Origin of the sequence: Ruegeria sediminis (assembly GCF_005938215.1) — a bacterium.
Lineage (GTDB): Bacteria > Pseudomonadota > Alphaproteobacteria > Rhodobacterales > Rhodobacteraceae > Ruegeria > Ruegeria sediminis.
The window spans coordinates 239,618-256,702 of the sequence record NZ_VCPD01000001.1; the positions used below are offsets into that span (position 1 = coordinate 239,618).

Annotated in this window: 20 protein-coding genes; 7 read left to right on the plus strand and 13 right to left on the minus strand. The window is 62.4% G+C overall.

Going from position 1 to position 17,085, the window contains the following annotated elements; genetic code table 11:
- Window positions 1–42: 42 nt before the first annotated feature.
- The gene (locus FGK63_RS01255) at window positions 43–675 is read right to left on the minus strand and encodes an ATP-dependent Clp protease proteolytic subunit (RefSeq protein WP_138839784.1); all 633 of its coding nucleotides are present in this window, start codon (window positions 673–675) and stop codon (window positions 43–45) included.
- A gap of 270 nt (window positions 676–945) precedes the next feature.
- Between FGK63_RS01255 and FGK63_RS01260 the strand changes: the two genes are divergently transcribed.
- Entirely contained in the window at window positions 946–1,950 is a 1,005-nt protein-coding gene (locus tag FGK63_RS01260) for a GlxA family transcriptional regulator (RefSeq protein WP_138839785.1), read from the plus strand.
- A gap of 18 nt (window positions 1,951–1,968) precedes the next feature.
- Here the strand turns inward: FGK63_RS01260 and FGK63_RS01265 are convergent, their stop codons facing one another.
- The 11 genes from FGK63_RS01265 to FGK63_RS01315 all read right to left on the minus strand — a co-directional run bounded on the left by FGK63_RS01265 (window position 1,969) and on the right by FGK63_RS01315 (window position 11,886).
- Entirely contained in the window at window positions 1,969–3,231 is a 1,263-nt protein-coding gene (locus tag FGK63_RS01265) for an NAD(P)/FAD-dependent oxidoreductase (protein ID WP_138839786.1), read from the minus strand.
- A 34-nt stretch (window positions 3,232–3,265) separates the two neighbouring features.
- On the minus strand, window positions 3,266–3,976 hold the full coding sequence (locus FGK63_RS01270; protein ID WP_138839787.1) for a c-type cytochrome: 711 nt from the start codon (window positions 3,974–3,976) through the stop codon (window positions 3,266–3,268).
- Window position 3,977: 1 nt separating this feature from the next.
- Window positions 3,978–5,039, minus strand: coding sequence for a c-type cytochrome (locus tag FGK63_RS01275; protein ID WP_138839788.1), 1,062 nt, complete (start codon window positions 5,037–5,039; stop codon window positions 3,978–3,980).
- Window positions 5,023–6,294, minus strand: a complete 1,272-nt coding sequence (gene soxC, locus FGK63_RS01280; RefSeq protein ID WP_138839789.1) for a sulfite dehydrogenase — start codon at window positions 6,292–6,294, stop codon at window positions 5,023–5,025. Before soxC ends, FGK63_RS01275 begins: the two co-directional genes overlap by 17 nt.
- Window positions 6,295–6,367: 73 nt before the next feature.
- Entirely contained in the window at window positions 6,368–8,065 is a 1,698-nt protein-coding gene (soxB, locus tag FGK63_RS01285) for a thiosulfohydrolase SoxB (protein ID WP_138839790.1), read from the minus strand.
- A 100-nt stretch (window positions 8,066–8,165) separates the two neighbouring features.
- Window positions 8,166–9,017, minus strand: a complete 852-nt coding sequence (soxA, locus tag FGK63_RS01290) for a sulfur oxidation c-type cytochrome SoxA (protein ID WP_138839791.1) — start codon at window positions 9,015–9,017, stop codon at window positions 8,166–8,168.
- 73 nt (window positions 9,018–9,090) lie between these two features.
- Entirely contained in the window at window positions 9,091–9,420 is a 330-nt protein-coding gene (gene soxZ, locus FGK63_RS01295) for a thiosulfate oxidation carrier complex protein SoxZ (protein ID WP_138839792.1), read from the minus strand.
- 32 nt (window positions 9,421–9,452) lie between these two features.
- A complete protein-coding gene (gene soxY, locus FGK63_RS01300) occupies window positions 9,453–9,869 on the minus strand; it encodes a thiosulfate oxidation carrier protein SoxY (RefSeq protein WP_138839793.1) in 417 nt (138 codons plus the stop codon).
- Window positions 9,870–9,911: 42 nt separating this feature from the next.
- Window positions 9,912–10,388, minus strand: a complete 477-nt coding sequence (gene soxX / locus FGK63_RS01305) for a sulfur oxidation c-type cytochrome SoxX (protein ID WP_138839794.1) — start codon at window positions 10,386–10,388, stop codon at window positions 9,912–9,914.
- A 174-nt stretch (window positions 10,389–10,562) separates the two neighbouring features.
- Window positions 10,563–11,141, minus strand: coding sequence for a thioredoxin family protein (locus FGK63_RS01310; protein WP_138839795.1), 579 nt, complete (start codon window positions 11,139–11,141; stop codon window positions 10,563–10,565).
- A gap of 19 nt (window positions 11,142–11,160) precedes the next feature.
- Window positions 11,161–11,886 (minus strand): cytochrome c biogenesis CcdA family protein, encoded by a 726-nt coding sequence (locus tag FGK63_RS01315; protein ID WP_138839796.1) that lies wholly within the window; start codon window positions 11,884–11,886, stop codon window positions 11,161–11,163.
- A gap of 47 nt (window positions 11,887–11,933) precedes the next feature.
- Here FGK63_RS01315 and FGK63_RS01320 point away from each other — a divergent pair, with 47 nt between their 5' ends.
- The 3 genes from FGK63_RS01320 to FGK63_RS01330 all read left to right on the plus strand — a co-directional run bounded on the left by FGK63_RS01320 (window position 11,934) and on the right by FGK63_RS01330 (window position 13,979).
- Window positions 11,934–12,305, plus strand: coding sequence for a thioredoxin domain-containing protein (locus FGK63_RS01320; RefSeq protein ID WP_138840423.1), 372 nt, complete (start codon window positions 11,934–11,936; stop codon window positions 12,303–12,305).
- 139 nt (window positions 12,306–12,444) lie between these two features.
- Entirely contained in the window at window positions 12,445–12,783 is a 339-nt protein-coding gene (locus FGK63_RS01325; RefSeq protein ID WP_138839797.1) for an ArsR/SmtB family transcription factor, read from the plus strand.
- A gap of 140 nt (window positions 12,784–12,923) precedes the next feature.
- Entirely contained in the window at window positions 12,924–13,979 is a 1,056-nt protein-coding gene (locus tag FGK63_RS01330) for a YeeE/YedE family protein (RefSeq protein ID WP_138839798.1), read from the plus strand.
- A gap of 8 nt (window positions 13,980–13,987) precedes the next feature.
- Here FGK63_RS01330 and FGK63_RS01335 read toward each other — a convergent pair whose 3' ends face one another.
- A complete protein-coding gene (locus tag FGK63_RS01335) occupies window positions 13,988–14,926 on the minus strand; it encodes a zinc ABC transporter substrate-binding protein (RefSeq protein ID WP_138839799.1) in 939 nt (312 codons plus the stop codon).
- Window positions 14,927–15,020: 94 nt separating this feature from the next.
- On the opposite strand from FGK63_RS01335, the gene FGK63_RS01340 reads away from it, so the two are divergent.
- From FGK63_RS01340 to FGK63_RS01350, 3 genes are read left to right on the plus strand one after another with little or no spacing between them, the layout of a single operon-like run.
- A complete protein-coding gene (locus FGK63_RS01340) occupies window positions 15,021–15,500 on the plus strand; it encodes a Fur family transcriptional regulator (protein ID WP_138839800.1) in 480 nt (159 codons plus the stop codon).
- Window positions 15,497–16,261, plus strand: coding sequence for an ATP-binding cassette domain-containing protein (locus FGK63_RS01345; RefSeq protein ID WP_138839801.1), 765 nt, complete (start codon window positions 15,497–15,499; stop codon window positions 16,259–16,261). The genes FGK63_RS01340 and FGK63_RS01345 overlap by 4 nt, the downstream gene beginning before the upstream one ends.
- Window positions 16,261–17,055, plus strand: coding sequence for an iron chelate uptake ABC transporter family permease subunit (locus FGK63_RS01350; RefSeq protein ID WP_138839802.1), 795 nt, complete (start codon window positions 16,261–16,263; stop codon window positions 17,053–17,055). Before FGK63_RS01345 ends, FGK63_RS01350 begins: the two co-directional genes overlap by 1 nt.
- Window positions 17,056–17,085 lie beyond the last annotated feature (30 nt).

A 17,085-nucleotide genomic window follows, 5' to 3' on the forward strand; every position in this document is an offset into this window, starting at 1 on the left:
GTCCCGCGCTCCATCGGCGTCGGGACAAGGTGCCTTGCCGCCTTATGCCTCGTCATCGCCCGACTTGGCGCGGCTCTCGACGATCTCGTCGATATGGCCCCAATCCTTCGCCTCTTCCGGCGACATGAAATTGTCGCGGTCGAGCGCCTTTTCCACCGCTTTCTTGCTCTGGCCGGTATGCTTAACGTAGATGTCGTAGAGCCGGTCCTTGAGCTTCTGGGTTTCGGCCGCGTGGATCATGATGTCGCTGGCCTGACCCTGATAGCCGCCCGAGGGCTGGTGCACCATGATGCGGCTGTTGGGCAACGAGAACCGCATGCCCGGCTCGCCGCCCACCAGCAGCAGGGACCCCATCGAGGCCGCCTGGCCGATCACCAGGGTCGAACATTTCGGTTTGATATACTGCATTGTGTCATAGATCGACAGTCCCGAGGTCACGACACCGCCTGGCGAGTTGATGTAGATCGAGATCTCTTTCTTGGGATTCTCGGCCTCGAGGTGCAGCAGTTGCGCGACGATCAGATGGCTCATCCCGTCATGAATCGGGCCATTGACGAAAACGATCCGCTCCTTCAGCAGGCGCGAGAAGATGTCATAGGCGCGCTCGCCCCGGCTGGTCTGCTCGACGACCATGGGGACAAGCGTATTCATGTAGGTGTCAACTGGATCGAACATTCGGAACCTGCCTGCTCTTTGCGATGGATCGGGACGATACCCGGCGAAGTGTTACACGAGTCTTAGTGTCGCCTCCGGGGGGCTGCAAGGCCCGCCGGACGAATTCATTCCAGGTGAAACAAATGACTTTCTGTCGCAATGTTATTGCTTCACGCCGCAATATTGACGATCAGGACGGGTTTCCCCAGTCTATATCGACGAAAACCGACTCAACCTCGTCAGAAACCGGCACAAGGCAAGACGCGTGCCCCCGTCCCCAGTGTTGTCGCCATGTCCCGAGACCCCTTCGTTCAAAAAGGTGCTTCCGCAAACCTGACACTCGCCTACGAGGGGCCGCCGCAGAAGTTCTATTTCCTGCTGCTTCCCAAATCCACCATGCTGGCCGTCGCCGCCGCCATCGAACCCCTGCGCATCGCCAATCAACTGACCAAGAAGCAGCTCTATACCTGGCACACGATGACCGAGACCGGAGAGCCGGTCACCTGCTCCAACGGGCTGCGGATCACGCCGGACGAGGCCATGGCGCCGCTTCCGGCGGATGCGATGGGGTTTGTCTGCGCCGGTGTCGAGCCGGAACGGAGCCATTCGCCGGCCGTTCTCAACTGGCTGCGCCGGGAGTACCGGTTCGGTCGTTCGCTGGGCGGCATCTGCACCGGGGCCTTCGCCCTGGCCAAGTCCGGCCTGCTGGACGGCAGGCGGTTTACGCTGCACTGGGAAAACCAGCCCGGCTTCGTCGAGGCGTTCCCGACCCTGCTGCCGACTCCGAATATCTTCGAGGCGGACGGGCGCATCACGACCTGCGGCGGCGGCAATTCGGCCATCGACATGATGCTGGCGCTGATCGAGCAACGCCACGGGCCCGAACTGGCGATCATGGTCGCCGACATGTGCATCCACATGCGCTCGGGCAACCGGTCGCCCCAACGTTCGGCGCAGTCGGTGATCATCGGAAGCCGAAACCCCGCCCTTCTCAAGGCGATCCAGCTGATGGAGGCCGAACTCGAAGACCCCCTGTCCAGCACCGAACTCAGCAATCAACTGGGCATCTCCCGCCGGCAATTGGAACGGCTGTTCAAACGTTACCTGGGACAAGGGCCGATGGCCTATTACCTGGATCTGCGCGTCTCGCGCGCCTTCACCTATCTCAACGAAACGAACATGACCGTGGCCGACATCGCCGCTGCCACGGGCTTTGCCAACACCAGCCACCTGTCCCGGCAATTCCGGGCGAAATACGGGGCGCCGCCGCATTCTTTCCGCAAGGCCTGGTCCTGAGCGCCCCGATAGGGCGGATCAGCCGAACATGTCCGAGGTGATGCCGGCGTACCAGCCAATGCTTTCCTCGTAGGTTGCCTGACGCAACTCGGCATCCTCGCCAGTCTGACTGATGAAACCGTCCACCTTGGCAATCTTGTCTTCGGTCGCCTCATAGGTGGCGCCGACTTTGACCCCGTCATTCGCGGCGATCAGTGACCAGCAGGTGTTCGAGAACTTGGCCGGGAACAGCTTGGCGTCCGTCAGGGCCGCCTGCACGGCCATCGCCGCCACCTTGGCCTGCGAGTTGGCCGAAAATCCTGACTTGGGCATGTCGCCCTGCGCGCTGGCATCGCCCAGCACGTGGATGTTCTGGTCCATGCGGCTTTGCATGGTGCGCCCGTCGACCGGGACCCAGTTGTCGTCGGTGATCCCGGCCAGTTCGCAGATCCGGCCCGCCTTCATGGCGGGAATGACGTTGCAGACATCGACCTTGATCTGTTCGCCGTCGATGGTAACGGTCATGGCGTCCGGGTCCACCGAGACATTGCCTCCGCCGAAATCGCCTCCGATCCAATCGATCATGCCGTTGTAATGTTTCGCCCAACCCTCCTGAAACAGCGCCATCTTGGAGAAGTTGGTTTTCGGATCCGCCACGACAATCTTAGCCGTCGGGTTCCGCTCCTTGAGGATGTGGGCAACCATCGAGACCCTTTCATACGGTCCGGGCGGGCACCGGAACGGGTTGGGCGGAGCCACCATCGCGAAGGTGCCGCCTTCGGGCATGGCTTCGATCTGCGACTTCAAGAGTTCGGTCTGCGACCCGGCCTTGTAGGCATGCGGCATCCTGTTTTGCGCCGCCAGACCCCACCCCTCGACCGCGCCTTCCACGAAATCGATGCCGGGAGACAGGATAAGACGGTCGTAGGGCAGCGTTCCGCCCCCGGCCAGGGTGACCGTCCTTGCGTCCCGGTCAATGCCCACAGCCCAGTCATGGACGACGTTGATACCGTAGTTGCCGGCCAGCTTTCCGTAGGAATGCGCCAGCGAGGGCATCTCGCGGAAGCCGCCGAGATAGAGGTTGGAGAAGAAGCAGGTGTAGTAGGTCCGCGTCGGCTCAACCAACGTCACGTCGATCGCGCCCTGCGACCCCTTGGCGATATAGCGCGCTGCCGTTGCGCCGCCCGCGCCGCCGCCGATCACCACGACGCGCGGTTTCCCGGCACCCAACACCATGGGGGCCTGCAGCGCAGCCGCGACAGCGACCCCGGTTCCCAGAAACGTCCGTCTGTTCAATGTCATTGTTACCTCTCCCAATGAAACGAGCGCCAGAGGCTCACTCCAGCGCGCCAAAATACGCCGCCAGGGCCGCGATCTCTTCATCCGACAGACGCCCGGCCATCATCTGCATCACCGGATGAGGGCGGATCTGGCGCTTGTAGGCGTGCATCGCGACCACGAAATCCTCGGACGGCCAGCCGGTAATGACGGGGATTCCGTCATAATCGCCGCCTATCTGGTGACAGGTGGTGCATTCTGTCGAAAGATACGCCCCGTATTCATGGTCGCCGATGATCGCCAGCACTTCGGGCGCCAGTTCGACCTCGCGTTTGCGCGCCGTCGGCGCAGCCTCGGGGATGTCCTGCGGACTGGCGGAGAACTGGCGCAGAAAGGCCAGAACGTCGTTCCGGTCGCGCTGTTCCTTGAGGCCGGGAAAGTTCATCCGTGTTCCGCTGACCAGCGCCTTCGGGTTCTCGAGATAGGCGTCCAGATGTTCGAGGTCCCACACCATTCCGTCGCGGCGCGCCCGTTCAATACTCTCGGAATACCTGAAGTCATGAAACTGCGCGACCTTGCGGTCGAATATGCCGTTCAGGTGCGGCCCCACGCGGTGGACCGCGCCTTGCCCGATCTCGTGGCAGCCGGCGCATTTTGCGAAGATCTCGGCACCGCGTTCGGCATCGCCGATGCGGGTGGCTTCTTCCTCGGCCCGGGCCGCGCCGATCAGCGCGCCCCAGCCTAGAAATGCCGCTCCCAGCCAGCGCATGTCACTGCTGGAAGCTCATGAGATAGGCGATGACCGCATGAACGTCTTCGTCCTTCTTCAGACCGGCGAAAGACATCTTGGTCCCGTTCATGTAATCCTTGGGCTTGGCGAGAAAGGCCGCCAATTCGTCTTCGGACCAGACCAGGCCGTCGCTCGCTGCGGCCTGCATGACCTTGGAGTACTTGAAGCCGTCAACCTGACCGGCCGAAGCCCCGACGATGCCATTCAACGTCGGTCCCGTCTTGTTCTTGGCGCCGTCTCCGACCTGATGGCAGGCCTTGCATTTCTTGAAGACCTTTTCTCCTGCCGAAACCAGTTCCGCATCCAAAGCCGCAGAGGCTTCCACGGCCTTGGCCTCCTCGACGCGTGCTTCTCCATGCGACGCCGCCGCAGAATGGCCGTTTTGGTCCTGGCCTGCCTCGGTGCCGATCTCTTCTGGCGTGACGTCCAGAACCGCGGCGCGCATGGTGATTTCGACCGTGTCCTTGCAGTCTTCCATGCAAGGCTCCGAGGTCCAGAAATGCGCCTCGGTCGCTTCGCGGTCATCGACGATGAACCCGCCGGCATTGGGCATTTCGACGTCGAGGAAATTCTCGTCCGACAGAACGAAGTCATCCTCCACGAGGTCGTTGGAGTAGAGGATATAGGCCACGATCGCATAGGTGTCGTCGGCGCTGAGCGTCTGGGCGTTTCCGAACGGCATCGAGCGGTTGACGTAGTCCCATGCGGTCGACAGGTAGGGCCAGTAGGACCCGACGGTCTTCAGCGGATCCTTGTCCGCAAGGGTCCCCTTGCCGCCTGCGAGCTTGGGCCAATTGTCCACGCCCTCGGCAAAGTCGCCATGACAGATGGCGCAATGTTCAGCAAACAGCATTTCGCCATCTTCGACGGATCCCGAACCGGCCGGCAAGCCGGTCCCATCGGGCGACACGTCAAGATCCCAGGCGGCGATTTCCTCGGGAAGCGCGGCCCGCCCGAGGCCAAGCTTCTCGGCCATGGCCGGAGCGGCGGCGCAGGTGGAAACCAAGGCGATACCGGCCAGCAGATTAAGAAACTTCGACATTCTCGGCCTCTCCGTTTTCCTTGACCCACCAGGTCTGAACGCAGTTGTTGTGATAGATCGAATTCTCGCCCCGCACCTCGCGCAGTTGCGCCTTGGTGGGCTGGACGTAGCCGGTGGAATCCTTTGCCCGGCTTTGCAGCAGCATCTCGGAGCCGTCCCAGTTGTGATCCAGATAGAACCGCGTCAGCGCCTTATCCGTGCCCGGCGCGGCCAGACGGGCCGGCATCCAGGTGATACCGCCATCGACCGAGACATCGACGCCGGTGATCGCGCCGCGGCCTGACCATGCAAGACCGGTTATGACCAGTGGCCCGGGGCCGTGCCTGATCGGCGCCTGCGGGCTGGGCGAAGTGACGACCGACTTGGCGTCCATGACCCAGGTCCACTTGCGGCTGGTGCCGTTCGCCAGAGTGTCGGTGTATTTCGAGGTCTCCTCGCGGCTTTCGACCGGCCCCTCCATCACTTCGACCCGGCGGAGCCACTTGACCCACATGTTGCCTTCCCAACCCGGCACGACGAGGCGCACGGGATAGCCATGCTCCTTGCGCAGCGCCTCGCCGTTGGCCTTGAAGGCGACCATCACGTCGTCCATCGCCTTTTCCAGTGGAATCGACCGTCCGTTCGAACTCGCATCCGCGCCCTCGACATAGACCCATTTGCCTTCCGGCTTTACCCCGGCCTCTTGCAGCAGGCTGCGCAGCGGCACGCCGGAATATTCCATGTTGTGAATCATGCCATGGGTGAACTGAGCGCCGTTCAATTGCGCGCCAGCCCATTCCATGCCGGTATTGGCCGCGCATTCGCAGAAATACACACGGTTCTCGCGCGGGAAGCGCTCCAGGTCCCCGTAAGTGAAGACCAGCGGCGTATCCACAAGCCCGTTGATCATCAGCCGGTAGTCATCCTTGCGCAGTTCGATCGCCCCGGAGTGGTGGCGCTCGAAAGCGCAGCCCTGCGGCGTGATCGTGCCGTCGAGCGCGTGGATCGGGGTGAAATTGATCGAACTGATCGTGTCCGCGGTCAGCCATTCCACGTTCCTGCGCACGACGTCGGATTCGAACTCGATCGGCAAGCCGTAGGGCGTTGCATCGACGCCTTCGCCGGTCGCCCTGGCCCAATCCTGCACATCAGTAATCAGCGGGTCCGGACCCGCCGCCCTCGCCGCGCCCGCAGCGACGGCCCCTGCCCCGGCCGCGGCGGCTCCGGTCAGGAACTGCCGGCGGGAGGGAGCTTTCTTGGGGGAGCTCTCACTCATCTGAACATGCCTCCTTGAAGGTTTCGGCACCCGCATCCGCGAATGCGCAACAGCTTGAAAGACGCCCGGGCTCTCAGGCGCCCACGACATTGACCGAATTGTTCGGGTTAACCGTCACGGTTCCCAGCTTGCGGACGTGGCTTTCGACCACATCCCAGATCATCGGTCCTTCGGTGCCTTCGTTGACGCTGGCCCATCCTGCGACGACGTAGGATTTGGCGGGGTCGATCGCTTCGCCCGTCCTGAGCAGGGTCATGTCGCTGATCCGCTCGCCCTGCGGCCTGTTGATGTCGATGCGATAGCCCATGCCGCCAATGCGGACCATGTCGCCGCCCTGCTGGTAATAGGGGTCGGGGTTGAAGATGTTGTCGGCCACGTCCTCGAGGATCACCTTGATGAATTCGCCCGTCATCTCGGTTCGGTATGCCTGCCCATAGGTCATCGAGGTCACGTTCCAGATGTCCTCGCGGGTGATGTCATCGCCGGGCACAAGGCTCGGGCCCCAGCGCACACCCGGCGACATGGCGATGTCCGCCTCTCGCTCTGAGATCAGCGCATCACAGATCAGGTCATCCCAGGTGCCGTTGAAATTGCCGCGGCGATAAAGCAGCGTGTCGGTCCGGCCGATGACCTCGGCCAATTCGGCGGCATAGGGTGCGCGTTGCTCTTTGATCAGCGCGGTCATGGCCGGATCGGGCGCGATCACGTCCGAGAAAATCGGGATCAGCTTGTGGCGCAGCCCCATCATCTGGCCGTCGCGCACGTCCAAATCGACACGGCTGACGAACTTGCCGTTCGAGCCGGACGCGATGATGTGGGTCTTGCCGACCAGAACAGGCTCGGGCAGCGCATCGTGGGTGTGGCCGGACAGGATCACGTCAATGCCCTGCACCTTTCCGGCCATCTTCTTGTCAACGTCAAAACCGTTGTGGGACAGGACGACGACCACGTCCGCGCCTTCGGACCGAACTTCGTCCACCATCGACTGCATGTTCTCATCCCGGATGCCGAAAGAGTATTCGGGGAACATCCAGTTCGGGTTGGCGATCGGCATGTAGGGAAAGGCCTGACCGATCACCGCAATCTTTGCGCCGCCGCGCTCGAAGAACTTGTAGGGCTTGAACAATTCGGCTGGCTCGTCCCATTCCGCATCGAAGATGTTCTGGCCCAGCGCCGCGTAGGGCAGACCTTCGACGATCTCGTTCACCCGGTCACTGCCCAGAGTGAACTCCCAATGAAAGGTCATCGCATCGGGTTTGAGCGCGTTCATGACATTGACCATGTCCTGACCGGCGGTGTGATAGCAGGTGTAAGAGCCGTGCCATGTGTCGCCGCCGTCCAGCAGCAGCGCATCCGGACGGTCCGCGCGGATCGCGTTGATCACGGTCGCGACACGGTCCATGCCCCCGACGCGGCCATAGGCCTTGGCAAGCGAAGAAAAGTCGTCATGGGTCAGCGCATAGGCCGAGGCGCTGCCGTCGGCGATGCCATACGCCTTGCGGAATTCAGCGCCGGTGATGTGGGGTACGAACCCCTGGTTCGCGCCGACCCCAAGGTTGATTTCAGGCTCACGGAAAAAGATCGGTTTGAGTTGGCCATGAATGTCGGTGACGTGGATCAGGCTGATGTTGCCGAATGTTTCGAATTCCAGCAGTTGATCCTGGGTCAGGGCCTGTTGCGCGGCCAGCCGGGCCCAGTTGCCGAAACCCGATGCCCCCACCAGGGCCGAGGCTGCCATGGAAACTTGCAGAAAATCGCGACGCGAGATCATGGTGATCAGCTTTCCCGTTTATACATGCTTTAAATTCGCATGTTTGAATTTATTGGATGCAACAAACCCCGCACCCGACCGGGAACGGGGCCTGAAGGATTCAGTTGCGGACGGACGGCCCTTCGACCGAAAGGCCGTTGCCGCGTGAGGCGACGTAGAGTTCAAGCGCCACGAAATCGTCGCTGCCGGGTTTGAAGGTTTCGGCGCGCGTGTCGCGGACACACCCCTTGAAGCGCGCATGGGCTGTGTTCAGCTTGGCGTTCTTCAGACGGTAGGTCGGGAAACCATTGATCTGGCCCTGGCTCAGATGGTCCGCGCGGATCATGTTGCCATAGTTCTGTTCATGGCAGTTGGCGCAGCTCAACTCCAGCTGACCGTAGCGCGTGTAGTAGATTTCCTTGCCCTTTTCCCAAGTCTCCTGGGCCGGACCGTCGATCGCCACGTTGACCGGCATGCCGCGGGATTGGACCGAGATCAAGGCTTCCATCGCAGCCATGTCGCCGCCCGTGTATTTCCACTTTTCGGCGCCCATCTTGTTCTCGCGGCAGTCGTTGATCTGCGTCGCAAGGGTGCGAACCTCGCCTGCGTCTTCGTTCCATTTCGGATAGACCGCGCGAACACCGGCCATGCTGTCTTGGACGGCGTCATGGCAGGATGCGCAGGATTTGCCTTCGGTACCGTCGGCTGTATCCCAAGCTTCCTGCGCCTGATCGACGAACACCATGCCGGGATTGTCGAAATCATCCATCTGCAGCGCCTGGGTCTCGTCCGAACGGAAACGCCAACCCGAGTAGATCTCGTCCACTGCATCGGCCATATGCGCCGGCGCGGCTGTCTTGGTGACCATCTCGATCTCGCCGTTCACGACAAGCGCGTCCTCGTCCGGACCCGCCAGCACCGACAGCGGCGCGGCCACCAGAGCGGCAATCGCGGTCATTGCCTTGAAGTTCATTCAGTTTCCTCCCTTGGGTGATCGACCCCGCCCACCAAAACCGCGGGCGGAATCCATGGTCCTGGGTCGCAGGTCACGCGATCGCGATCGGTTTCTTTTCGTCGTAGACCGAGCCGTCGTCGTCGTACCAGGTAAAGACGAACTCCCCGGCCTCGGGCAGGGTCGCGTCGAACTGGAAATACGGATTGGTCGAGATCGCGGGCTCCATCTTCACGTCGATCACCAGCTCGCCGTTGAACTCGCAGGTGAAGCGGTTGATGATCGAGCGCGGGATGACGTTGCCTTCCTTGTCCTTGCGCTGACCGCTTTCCATCTTGTGGCTGATCAGGGTCTTGATCGTGACCGCTTCGCCGGCGGCGGCGGATTTCGGGACCTTGACGCGGGGTTTCACACCAGATGCCATTTCATTTCTCCTGTGTCTGAGGATGGGCGGGCTTAACCGCCGCAGCCCCCGATGGTCACTTTCACGGTCGCGCTGGCCTTGGCAAAAGACCCGTCTGCAAGCCTGGCAATGGCCACCACGTCCTGCGTTTCGGCCAAACGGATACGGGTGGAGGCCGCCTGCGATGCCGCCAGCGGGCCGAAGTTGAAGGTCGCCACACCCGGAACCGGGTTGCCCGTAGCCAGGACCATGATCGCGGTTGCGCCCGGTGCGCTGACCTCGATCGGAACGGTGTTGCCGTTCTCGGCGATTTCAGGCGCAGTCAGCGTGATGCCTCCTTCGGCCATCTCTGCGCCGCCGGTGAACTCGGCAATCGCATCCTCGACCGCCGCATTGGCGCGGAACGGCAGGACGGTCAGAGCCGCCGCACCAAGGGCCAGGCCCAAGGTTTCACGACGTGTGAATTCCATCGATTTTCTCCTTTGCAAAATGCAAGGCGCGCAGGGCGGACCTTACTCTTCCTTCAGGGTCGCAAGGAACGCGACCACGTCTTCGATCTCCTGAGCGCTCAGGATCGGCGGCAACGGCCCCTCGGGCGCGTTGCCGGTATATGCATCGCCCGGGCGGACAAACCCGTCGACTTTGTAGAAGGCCGGCATCACGGTGCCGTCGAAAGTCATCTTGGCGTTGCTCACCAAACCCCGCAGTTCGGCCTCGCTCCAGCGCGAACCCGCGCCGTCCAGTGGCGGGCCGACCTCACCATGAAACGGAACATCCGCCAGAGCGGCGACCTGATGGCAGGCCACGCAATTGCCCTTGGACTTCTCGCCCACGATCACCGCGCCATTGGCCGCGTCACCGGGCGCTCCCGTCAAGGATGCCTCGATCGCCCCGTCATCGTTGAACGCGACATCCTCGGGACCGACTTGGCCTGCCAGGGCGATGCTGCCGGTCAAGGCCGTGGCCAGTGTCAGAGATGCAAATTTCATGTGTCCTCCCCTTGGCTGCCACGATCAGCGCGGCGCAGTTGCTTGGTATACCGTAGGCTACAGCCTGGGCTAAACGCAACAACAAATTCATGTTCATGAATTTTTTGTTTTATTTCACGGCGAAGCCCTGGCAGGCAACGAAGTTATCACTGCTGGAGGAGGTTCGAGATCCGCTCAGCGGGTGTCGCCGTCGTCGCGTTCTCGAATCATGCGTGCGTGGTAACGCTGGAAATCCTCTTCGGACTGGTCGAGGTACCGTTCTTCCGCCACCCAGGTCAGCAGGTCGAGCGTCGTGCCCGCGGAAAAGGCGCCGGGCATGACGGCCACGGCCTGCTCCACGGCGGTCTGAGCGGAATCCAGTTCGGTTGGCAAAAAAATCATCGTCGGCGTGAACAGGACGCCCCAGCGCCGCGCCGCCTCTTTTTCGGAAAGCGCCTCGCCATCCGTATCCACCAGTTCAGTGTCGCCGTGCAGGTTGATCTGCACAGGGAAATAGGTGTCTTCCAGCAGCGACCGGACCCTGGGATCGGTAAAGGTCTTTTCGTGCATGTCCCTGCAGTAGAGGCATCCACGCTGCTCGACCAGCAGCATCAGGCGCTTGCCCTCGGACTGCGCCTCGGCGAAATCCTCGCCCAGATCCTTGAACGTGTCGCGCATCCAGTCGGCCTTGTGCAGGCCATCATCCCCGATCTCGGCAGCCCAGACCGGAACCGCCAGAACGAGTGCAACCAGTCCGGCAATCAGGTGTTTCATTTCAAACTCCTCCTCAGTTTCAACCGATGCTGGCAAACCCGGGCATCCAGCGGATCATGGCGTCCGCGATCAGGTTCACCCCACCCGTCGCGATCAGAACGGCGAACAGGATCAGCATGGCGCCCATCGCCTTTTCGACCCAGACGAACGCCGAACGATGCCGCTGCACCCAACCGAGAAAGGGCTTGGCGAACAGCGCAGCGACGACGAAGGGCGCCGTCATTCCGACGCCGTAGACGAACAGCAGGACGGTACCGCGCCATATCTCGCCCATCCCCGAAGCGATCATCAGGATCGACGCCAGCGCGGGGCCGACGCAAGGCGTCCAGCCGAATCCGAAGGCCAGCCCCATGAGGTATGCCCCCAGCACGGTCGAAGCTTCGGCGCGACTCTCAAGCCGGGCCTCGCGATAGAGCAGCGGGATGCGGACGATGCCGAGAAAGTGCAACCCAAAGATCAGCAGGATGCCGGCAGCGACCCAGGACAGGGTGTCCAGGTACGTGCCGAACAACTGGCCGAGGGCCGTGGCCCCCATGCCCAGCAGCATGAAGATCGTCGTGACGCCCAGCGCGAACATGACCGAAGAGACCATCAGCCTTTTCTGCGCGCCCGCGGCGATCTTTCCATCCCTTCGCAGTTCGGCGATGCTTAACCCGCCAAGATAGGACAGGTAGAAAGGGACCATCGGCAGAATGCAGGGCGTGAAAAAGCTCAGCAATCCCGCCGCAAAGGTTGCAAAATTCAAACATTCAAATTATATTATCCAATATCATGAGGTCAACACCGATGCCAATGGTCCGACTGCTTTTCGCGCCGATCTTTGTGATCATGTCGCTGACCCCCGCTTTGGCGGCCGAGTTGGTGATGGTCGAAGAAACCGGATGCAGCTGGTGCGCGCGGTGGAATGCCGAGATCGCGCCCGCCTACCCCAAGACCCGCGAAGGCAGGTTTGCGCCGCTGCGCCGCGTGTCTCGTCATGACATGCCGCAGAATCTGAAACTGCAACGCCCGGTGCATTTCACGCCCACCTTCCTGATCGTCGAGAACGGAAGCGAAGTCGGGCGTCTGGAAGGATATCCGGGCGAAAACTTCTTTTGGCCCATGCTGGAGCGTCTGTTGATCGCACACACGAGATTCGGAGAAGGAAACAACAAGGGAAGCTGAACCGGTCGATCGACATTCACGGATTTTTGATCGTCCCCTGTGGAAAAAACCGTGTGACACGTGTAACGGGACGGATCAATCGACTCACGACTCGGTGACGAGGAAGACCCCGCTTCCGGGAAACCAAGGAACTGCAACGATGGCACTGCCCCATTTTTCGGCCGACATGGCGGAAGAAGAACTCGACAAGATGGTCGACAACGCGACGCGCGCGTCGAACTTTCTCAAGGCGATCAGCCACGAAGGACGGCTGATGATCCTGTGCCATCTTGTTTCCGGCGAGAAATCCGTCACCGAACTGGAAGAGCTGCTTTCGGCACGGCAAGCCGCCGTGTCTCAGCAGTTGTCGCGCCTGCGGCTTGAAGGGCTTGTCGTTCCGCGCCGGGACGGCAAGGCAATCTACTACCGCCTGGCCGATGACCGCCCGCGCCGCATGCTTGAAACGGTTTACGAGCTTTTCTGCGGCGACGAGGACTGAGGTCTATCCAACCCGAAACCCGCAACGCGCCGTCCTGACACCGGGCATTTTCGCCTCGGGCGGTGACTCTCCTTGCGAACGCATGGTATTATCTGCATGTTTCTCTGCGTGAACATCTGGCCACCGGAGTATGCAGCGCCATGTTCGAGACACTGACCGAGCATCACATCGTTGCCGCACTGGGGTTTGGTGGCGGTATCCTGTTGGGGCTTGCCGCGCGACTGGGCCGATTCTGCACGCTTGGCGCAATCGAAGACCTTCTTTATGGCGGGTCCGACCTGCGGATGCGGATGTGGGCGCTGGCCATCGGCAGCGCGGTCATAGGCAGTTTTGCGCTGATGTCATTCGGGATGTTCGAACCCGGCGACAGCTTTTACCTTTCGATCCGCTGGGCACCCATGGCCTCGGTCGTCGGCGGGCTGATGTTCGGATACGGTATGGCGCTGTCCGGAAACTGCGGGTACGGCGCGATCGCGCGGCTCGGCGGCGGCGATCTTCGCTCGTTCGTCATCGTTCTGGTGATGGGCGTGTTCACCTATGTCGCCCTCAGCGGGCCACTGGCGCCCGTGCGCAATTTCCTTTTCCCGCAAGAGCCGGTCGCTTCCGAAGTTCCTCCCGGTCTGGCGCACCACGCAGCGGCGCTGACGGGGCTGCCGCTTGGCCCCATCGGGCTGGCCATCGGCGCCATGATCTGCGTTGCGGCGCTGAGCGGCTCTTCGCTGCGACAAAGCCCGAAATCCATCATCTGGTCGCTCGTGGTCGGGCTGGCAATCGTGTCCGGCTGGGCCGGAACCGCATGGGTCTCCGAACACGGGTTCGAGGCCCTTCCCGTCGTCTCGCACAGTTTCTCGGCGCCGGTCGGGGAATCGATCCTTTTCGCCATGACCGGCAGCCTCAGGCCGCTGTCCTTTGCGGTCGGGTCCGTTGCCGGGGTCTGGACCGGGGCCTTCATCGGTTCGATGATCCGAGGCCATTTCCGCTGGGAAGCTTGCGAGGATCCGCGCGAATTGCGCCGGCAGATCATCGGGGCCGCGATCATGGGCATGGGCGCCGTGCTGGCGATCGGCTGCACCGTCGGTCAGGGGTTGAGTGCGTTCAGCCTGCTGTCACTGAGTGCGCCTGTCACGTTCGTCGCGATCTTTGCCGGCGCCGCCCTTGGTCTGCGGCAGTTGATCGAGGGCTTCAGATCAGCGTGATCCGCCCATCAGTCGCCTTTGGCGCAGGCCGCGAAACTATCCGCCATGCTCTGCAATAGCGCCGGGTACAAGTTCGGCCCGGGTTCCAGGCGGGCACCCAGCGGATCAAGTTCATGGATCTGGACGGCCTCTTGCCCTAGCGCCGCATTGAACAGGCGGGTATCGAACTGCGGTTCTGAAAAGGCGCAGCTTGCGCCCTTCTTGGCGATGCGTTCACGCAGAGCCGCCAATCTGGCCGGCCCCGGCGAGCTGGCATCGCTCAGGCTGATGGTACCGACCGGCTCCAACCCGAACCGCTTTTCGAAATACTGGTAGGCGTCGTGGAACGAGATGTACCGGACGTCCTGCATCGCGACGAGGCTTGCCGAAAGCTCGCCTTCCAACGCTTCCAGACGGGTGTGCGCTACCGTGGCATTATCGCGGTAGATCGCGGCGTTCTGCGGGTCGATGTCCGACAGTTCTTCTGCGATGCGGGTCAGCCAGACCTGCGCGTTTCGAGGATCGAGCCACGCGTGCGGATCCACACCTTCATGGTCATGTTCGTCTTCATCGTGCCCATGATGCGCGTCGTCATGCCCGTCCCGTTCTTCCGAATGCCCGGCCAGGTCGCGGAAATCATGGTGAACGGTTCCCTCGACATCCATCAGTTCCAGCTGCCTCGCGCCCTGAGCGAGCGAGGCCAGCGGTTTGACCATCCACGGCGCAAGCTCTTCGCCCACCCAAACCACAAGATCCGCGGATTGCAGAGCCTGCGCCTCGGACGGGCGCATCGAATAGCCATGCGGCGATACGCCCGGACGAATGATCAGATCGGGCGATCCGACGCCCTCCATGACCTGGGATACCAGGGAATGCACCGGCGCAATGTCAGTCGCGACCTTGGGACCATCGGCCGTTGCAGCACCTGCCCAGGTGATTGCCACAGTCAACAGGGAAAACCGGATCATTGCCACCTCGCGCTGATATGTTATTACATCTCGGCGCGCTTGATACCCACGACGTTATAACATATCAAGCGAAAACCTCATCCGGGAGCAGCCCATGGCCACGATCGGCTTTCGACAGCATGACCACGGTCAATGCATCGCCACGGCCCTGTCGCAGGCCGAGGCCAAATGCGCCGAACAGAAACTGCAGTTCACTCCGGTCCGGCGCAGGGTTCTGGAAATCCTGCTGGACAAACACCGCGCGATGGGCGCGTACGATATTCTCGACATTCTCTCGGCCGAAGGCATGGGATCGCAGCCGCCCGTCGTCTACCGGGCGTTGGACTTTCTTGTGCAACACGGCTTTGTCCACCGGATCGAGAGGCTGAACGCCTACACAGCCTGCGCGCACCCGACCCATGACCACGTTCCCGCTTTTCTGGTCTGCCGCGAATGCAAGGCCGTGGCCGAGACGGAAACCGAACTGACACAGGGCCGCCTTGGCAGCGCCGCCGACAAGACCGGATTCCGGATCGAAAAGATCGTCGTGGAGGCCGAGGGTCTCTGCCCCGCCTGTGCCGGAGCCCGGCCATGACCGTCCCCCTGATTTCCGCCAAGGATCTCTCCGTCCAATTGGATGGCCGCCCGATCCTGCAGCATATCAGTGTCGAGATCGCCGCGGGCGAGATCGTCACCATCGTCGGCCCGAACGGATCGGGAAAATCGACCTTTCTGCGCGCGCTCATCGGCGCCGTGCCTCTGTCGAAAGGGCGCGTGACCCGCGCCCCCGGGCTGAAGATCGGCTACGTCCCGCAAAAGCTTGCCCTGGATGCGTCGCTGCCGATGACCGTCCAGAGGTTTCTGGGCCTGCCGCGGCGCGTTTCGACTGCTGCAGCGCTGCAAGCGCTTGGCAACGCAGGAGTTCCCGACCTGTGCAACAGGCAGATGACCGATCTGTCGGGAGGGCAATTCCAGCGCGTCCTGCTTGCGCGGGCCCTTCTGGATCGTCCGCAGCTTCTGATGCTCGACGAAGCCACGCAGGGCCTCGACCAACCGGGCGCCGCCGCTTTTTATCAGCGGATCGAACAGGTTCGGCAGGAACTGGGCTGCGCGATCGTGATGGTCAGCCACGATCTACACGTGGTCATGGCGGCCTCGGACCGGGTGCTGTGCCTGAACGGACATATCTGCTGCCAGGGCTCGCCGCAGATGGTGGCCGACGCTCCGGAATACCGCGCCCTGTTCGGGACCGGCACCAAGGGCACGATGGCGCTTTATAGGCACCAGCACAGCCATTCGCACGACCATGGCCCGGACCATCAGGATCACCATCACGAGCATGAAAGGGCACAGTGATGCTTGATGACTTCATGATCCGCGCCGCCCTTGCCGGCCTTGGCGTCGCTTTCGCCGCGGCGCCTTTGGGGTGTTTCGTCGTCTGGCGCCGCATGGCCTATTTCGGCGAGGCGACCGCCCATTCGGCCGTCCTCGGCGTCGCTCTGGCCCTGAGTTTCTCGCTGCCGATCCTGCCTGCTGTCATCATGGCGGCGCTCGCCATGGGGCTGACCGTTACGATGTTCCGCGGACGAGGTTATGCCATGGACACGTTGCTGGGCGTGATGGCCCATACCGCGCTGGCCGCAGGCATGGTGGCCGTCGCGCTGCTGTCCGACGTTCGGCTGGACCTGAACGCCTTTCTTTTCGGGGACATTCTGGCGGTGACGCGCGGCGATCTTGCGACCATCTGGGCCGGCGGCGCGGCGATCGTCGGGCTGATGTCCTGGCGCTGGTCCGCCCTGCTGGTTGCAACGCTGAACCCCGATCTGGCCCGCGCCTCCGGCATCGATCCGAGGCGCGAGGAACTGTGGCTGACCCTCGCCCTGGCGCTTGTTGTGGCCGTCGCGATCAAGGTGGTTGGCGTTCTGCTCATCGCGGCGCTTCTGGTGATCCCGGCGGCGGCTGCGAGGCCGCTGGTCCGCACCCCCGAGGGCATGGCGATTGCCGCCGCCGCCATTGGCGGGACGGCCGCGATCGCCGGGTTGGCCGGGGCGTATTGGGGCGACAGCCCGGCAGGACCCAGCATTGTCTGCGCGGCCACGCTGCTGTTTCTTGCCTCGGCGGCTCTTGGGCCGGTGCTGCGCCGGCGGTAAGCCGCCTGCAGCGCATCTGGAACCCTGCCT

Excerpts from the sequence above, each read along its gene's own strand:
- FGK63_RS01320 (WP_138840423.1), top strand. The coding sequence starts at position 11,934 with ATGGTCCGACTGCTTTTCGCGCCGATCTTTGTGATCATGTCGCTGACC.
- soxB (WP_138839790.1), bottom strand. The coding sequence starts at position 8,065 with ATGATCTCGCGTCGCGATTTTCTGCAAGTTTCCATGGCAGCCTCGGCC.
- FGK63_RS01335 (WP_138839799.1), bottom strand. The coding sequence starts at position 14,926 with ATGATCCGGTTTTCCCTGTTGACTGTGGCAATCACCTGGGCAGGTGCT.
- soxC (WP_138839789.1), bottom strand. The coding sequence starts at position 6,294 with ATGAGTGAGAGCTCCCCCAAGAAAGCTCCCTCCCGCCGGCAGTTCCTG.
- FGK63_RS01260 (WP_138839785.1), top strand. The coding sequence starts at position 946 with ATGTCCCGAGACCCCTTCGTTCAAAAAGGTGCTTCCGCAAACCTGACA.
- FGK63_RS01275 (WP_138839788.1), bottom strand. The coding sequence starts at position 5,039 with ATGTCGAAGTTTCTTAATCTGCTGGCCGGTATCGCCTTGGTTTCCACC.
- FGK63_RS01330 (WP_138839798.1), top strand. The coding sequence starts at position 12,924 with ATGTTCGAGACACTGACCGAGCATCACATCGTTGCCGCACTGGGGTTT.
- FGK63_RS01350 (WP_138839802.1), top strand. The coding sequence starts at position 16,261 with ATGCTTGATGACTTCATGATCCGCGCCGCCCTTGCCGGCCTTGGCGTC.
- FGK63_RS01265 (WP_138839786.1), bottom strand. The coding sequence starts at position 3,231 with ATGACATTGAACAGACGGACGTTTCTGGGAACCGGGGTCGCTGTCGCG.
- soxX (WP_138839794.1), bottom strand. The coding sequence starts at position 10,388 with ATGAAATTTGCATCTCTGACACTGGCCACGGCCTTGACCGGCAGCATC.
- FGK63_RS01340 (WP_138839800.1), top strand. The coding sequence starts at position 15,021 with ATGGCCACGATCGGCTTTCGACAGCATGACCACGGTCAATGCATCGCC.
- FGK63_RS01255 (WP_138839784.1), bottom strand. The coding sequence starts at position 675 with ATGTTCGATCCAGTTGACACCTACATGAATACGCTTGTCCCCATGGTC.
- soxY (WP_138839793.1), bottom strand. The coding sequence starts at position 9,869 with ATGGAATTCACACGTCGTGAAACCTTGGGCCTGGCCCTTGGTGCGGCG.
- FGK63_RS01325 (WP_138839797.1), top strand. The coding sequence starts at position 12,445 with ATGGCACTGCCCCATTTTTCGGCCGACATGGCGGAAGAAGAACTCGAC.
- FGK63_RS01310 (WP_138839795.1), bottom strand. The coding sequence starts at position 11,141 with ATGAAACACCTGATTGCCGGACTGGTTGCACTCGTTCTGGCGGTTCCG.
- FGK63_RS01345 (WP_138839801.1), top strand. The coding sequence starts at position 15,497 with ATGACCGTCCCCCTGATTTCCGCCAAGGATCTCTCCGTCCAATTGGAT.
- soxZ (WP_138839792.1), bottom strand. The coding sequence starts at position 9,420 with ATGGCATCTGGTGTGAAACCCCGCGTCAAGGTCCCGAAATCCGCCGCC.
- FGK63_RS01270 (WP_138839787.1), bottom strand. The coding sequence starts at position 3,976 with ATGCGCTGGCTGGGAGCGGCATTTCTAGGCTGGGGCGCGCTGATCGGC.
- soxA (WP_138839791.1), bottom strand. The coding sequence starts at position 9,017 with ATGAACTTCAAGGCAATGACCGCGATTGCCGCTCTGGTGGCCGCGCCG.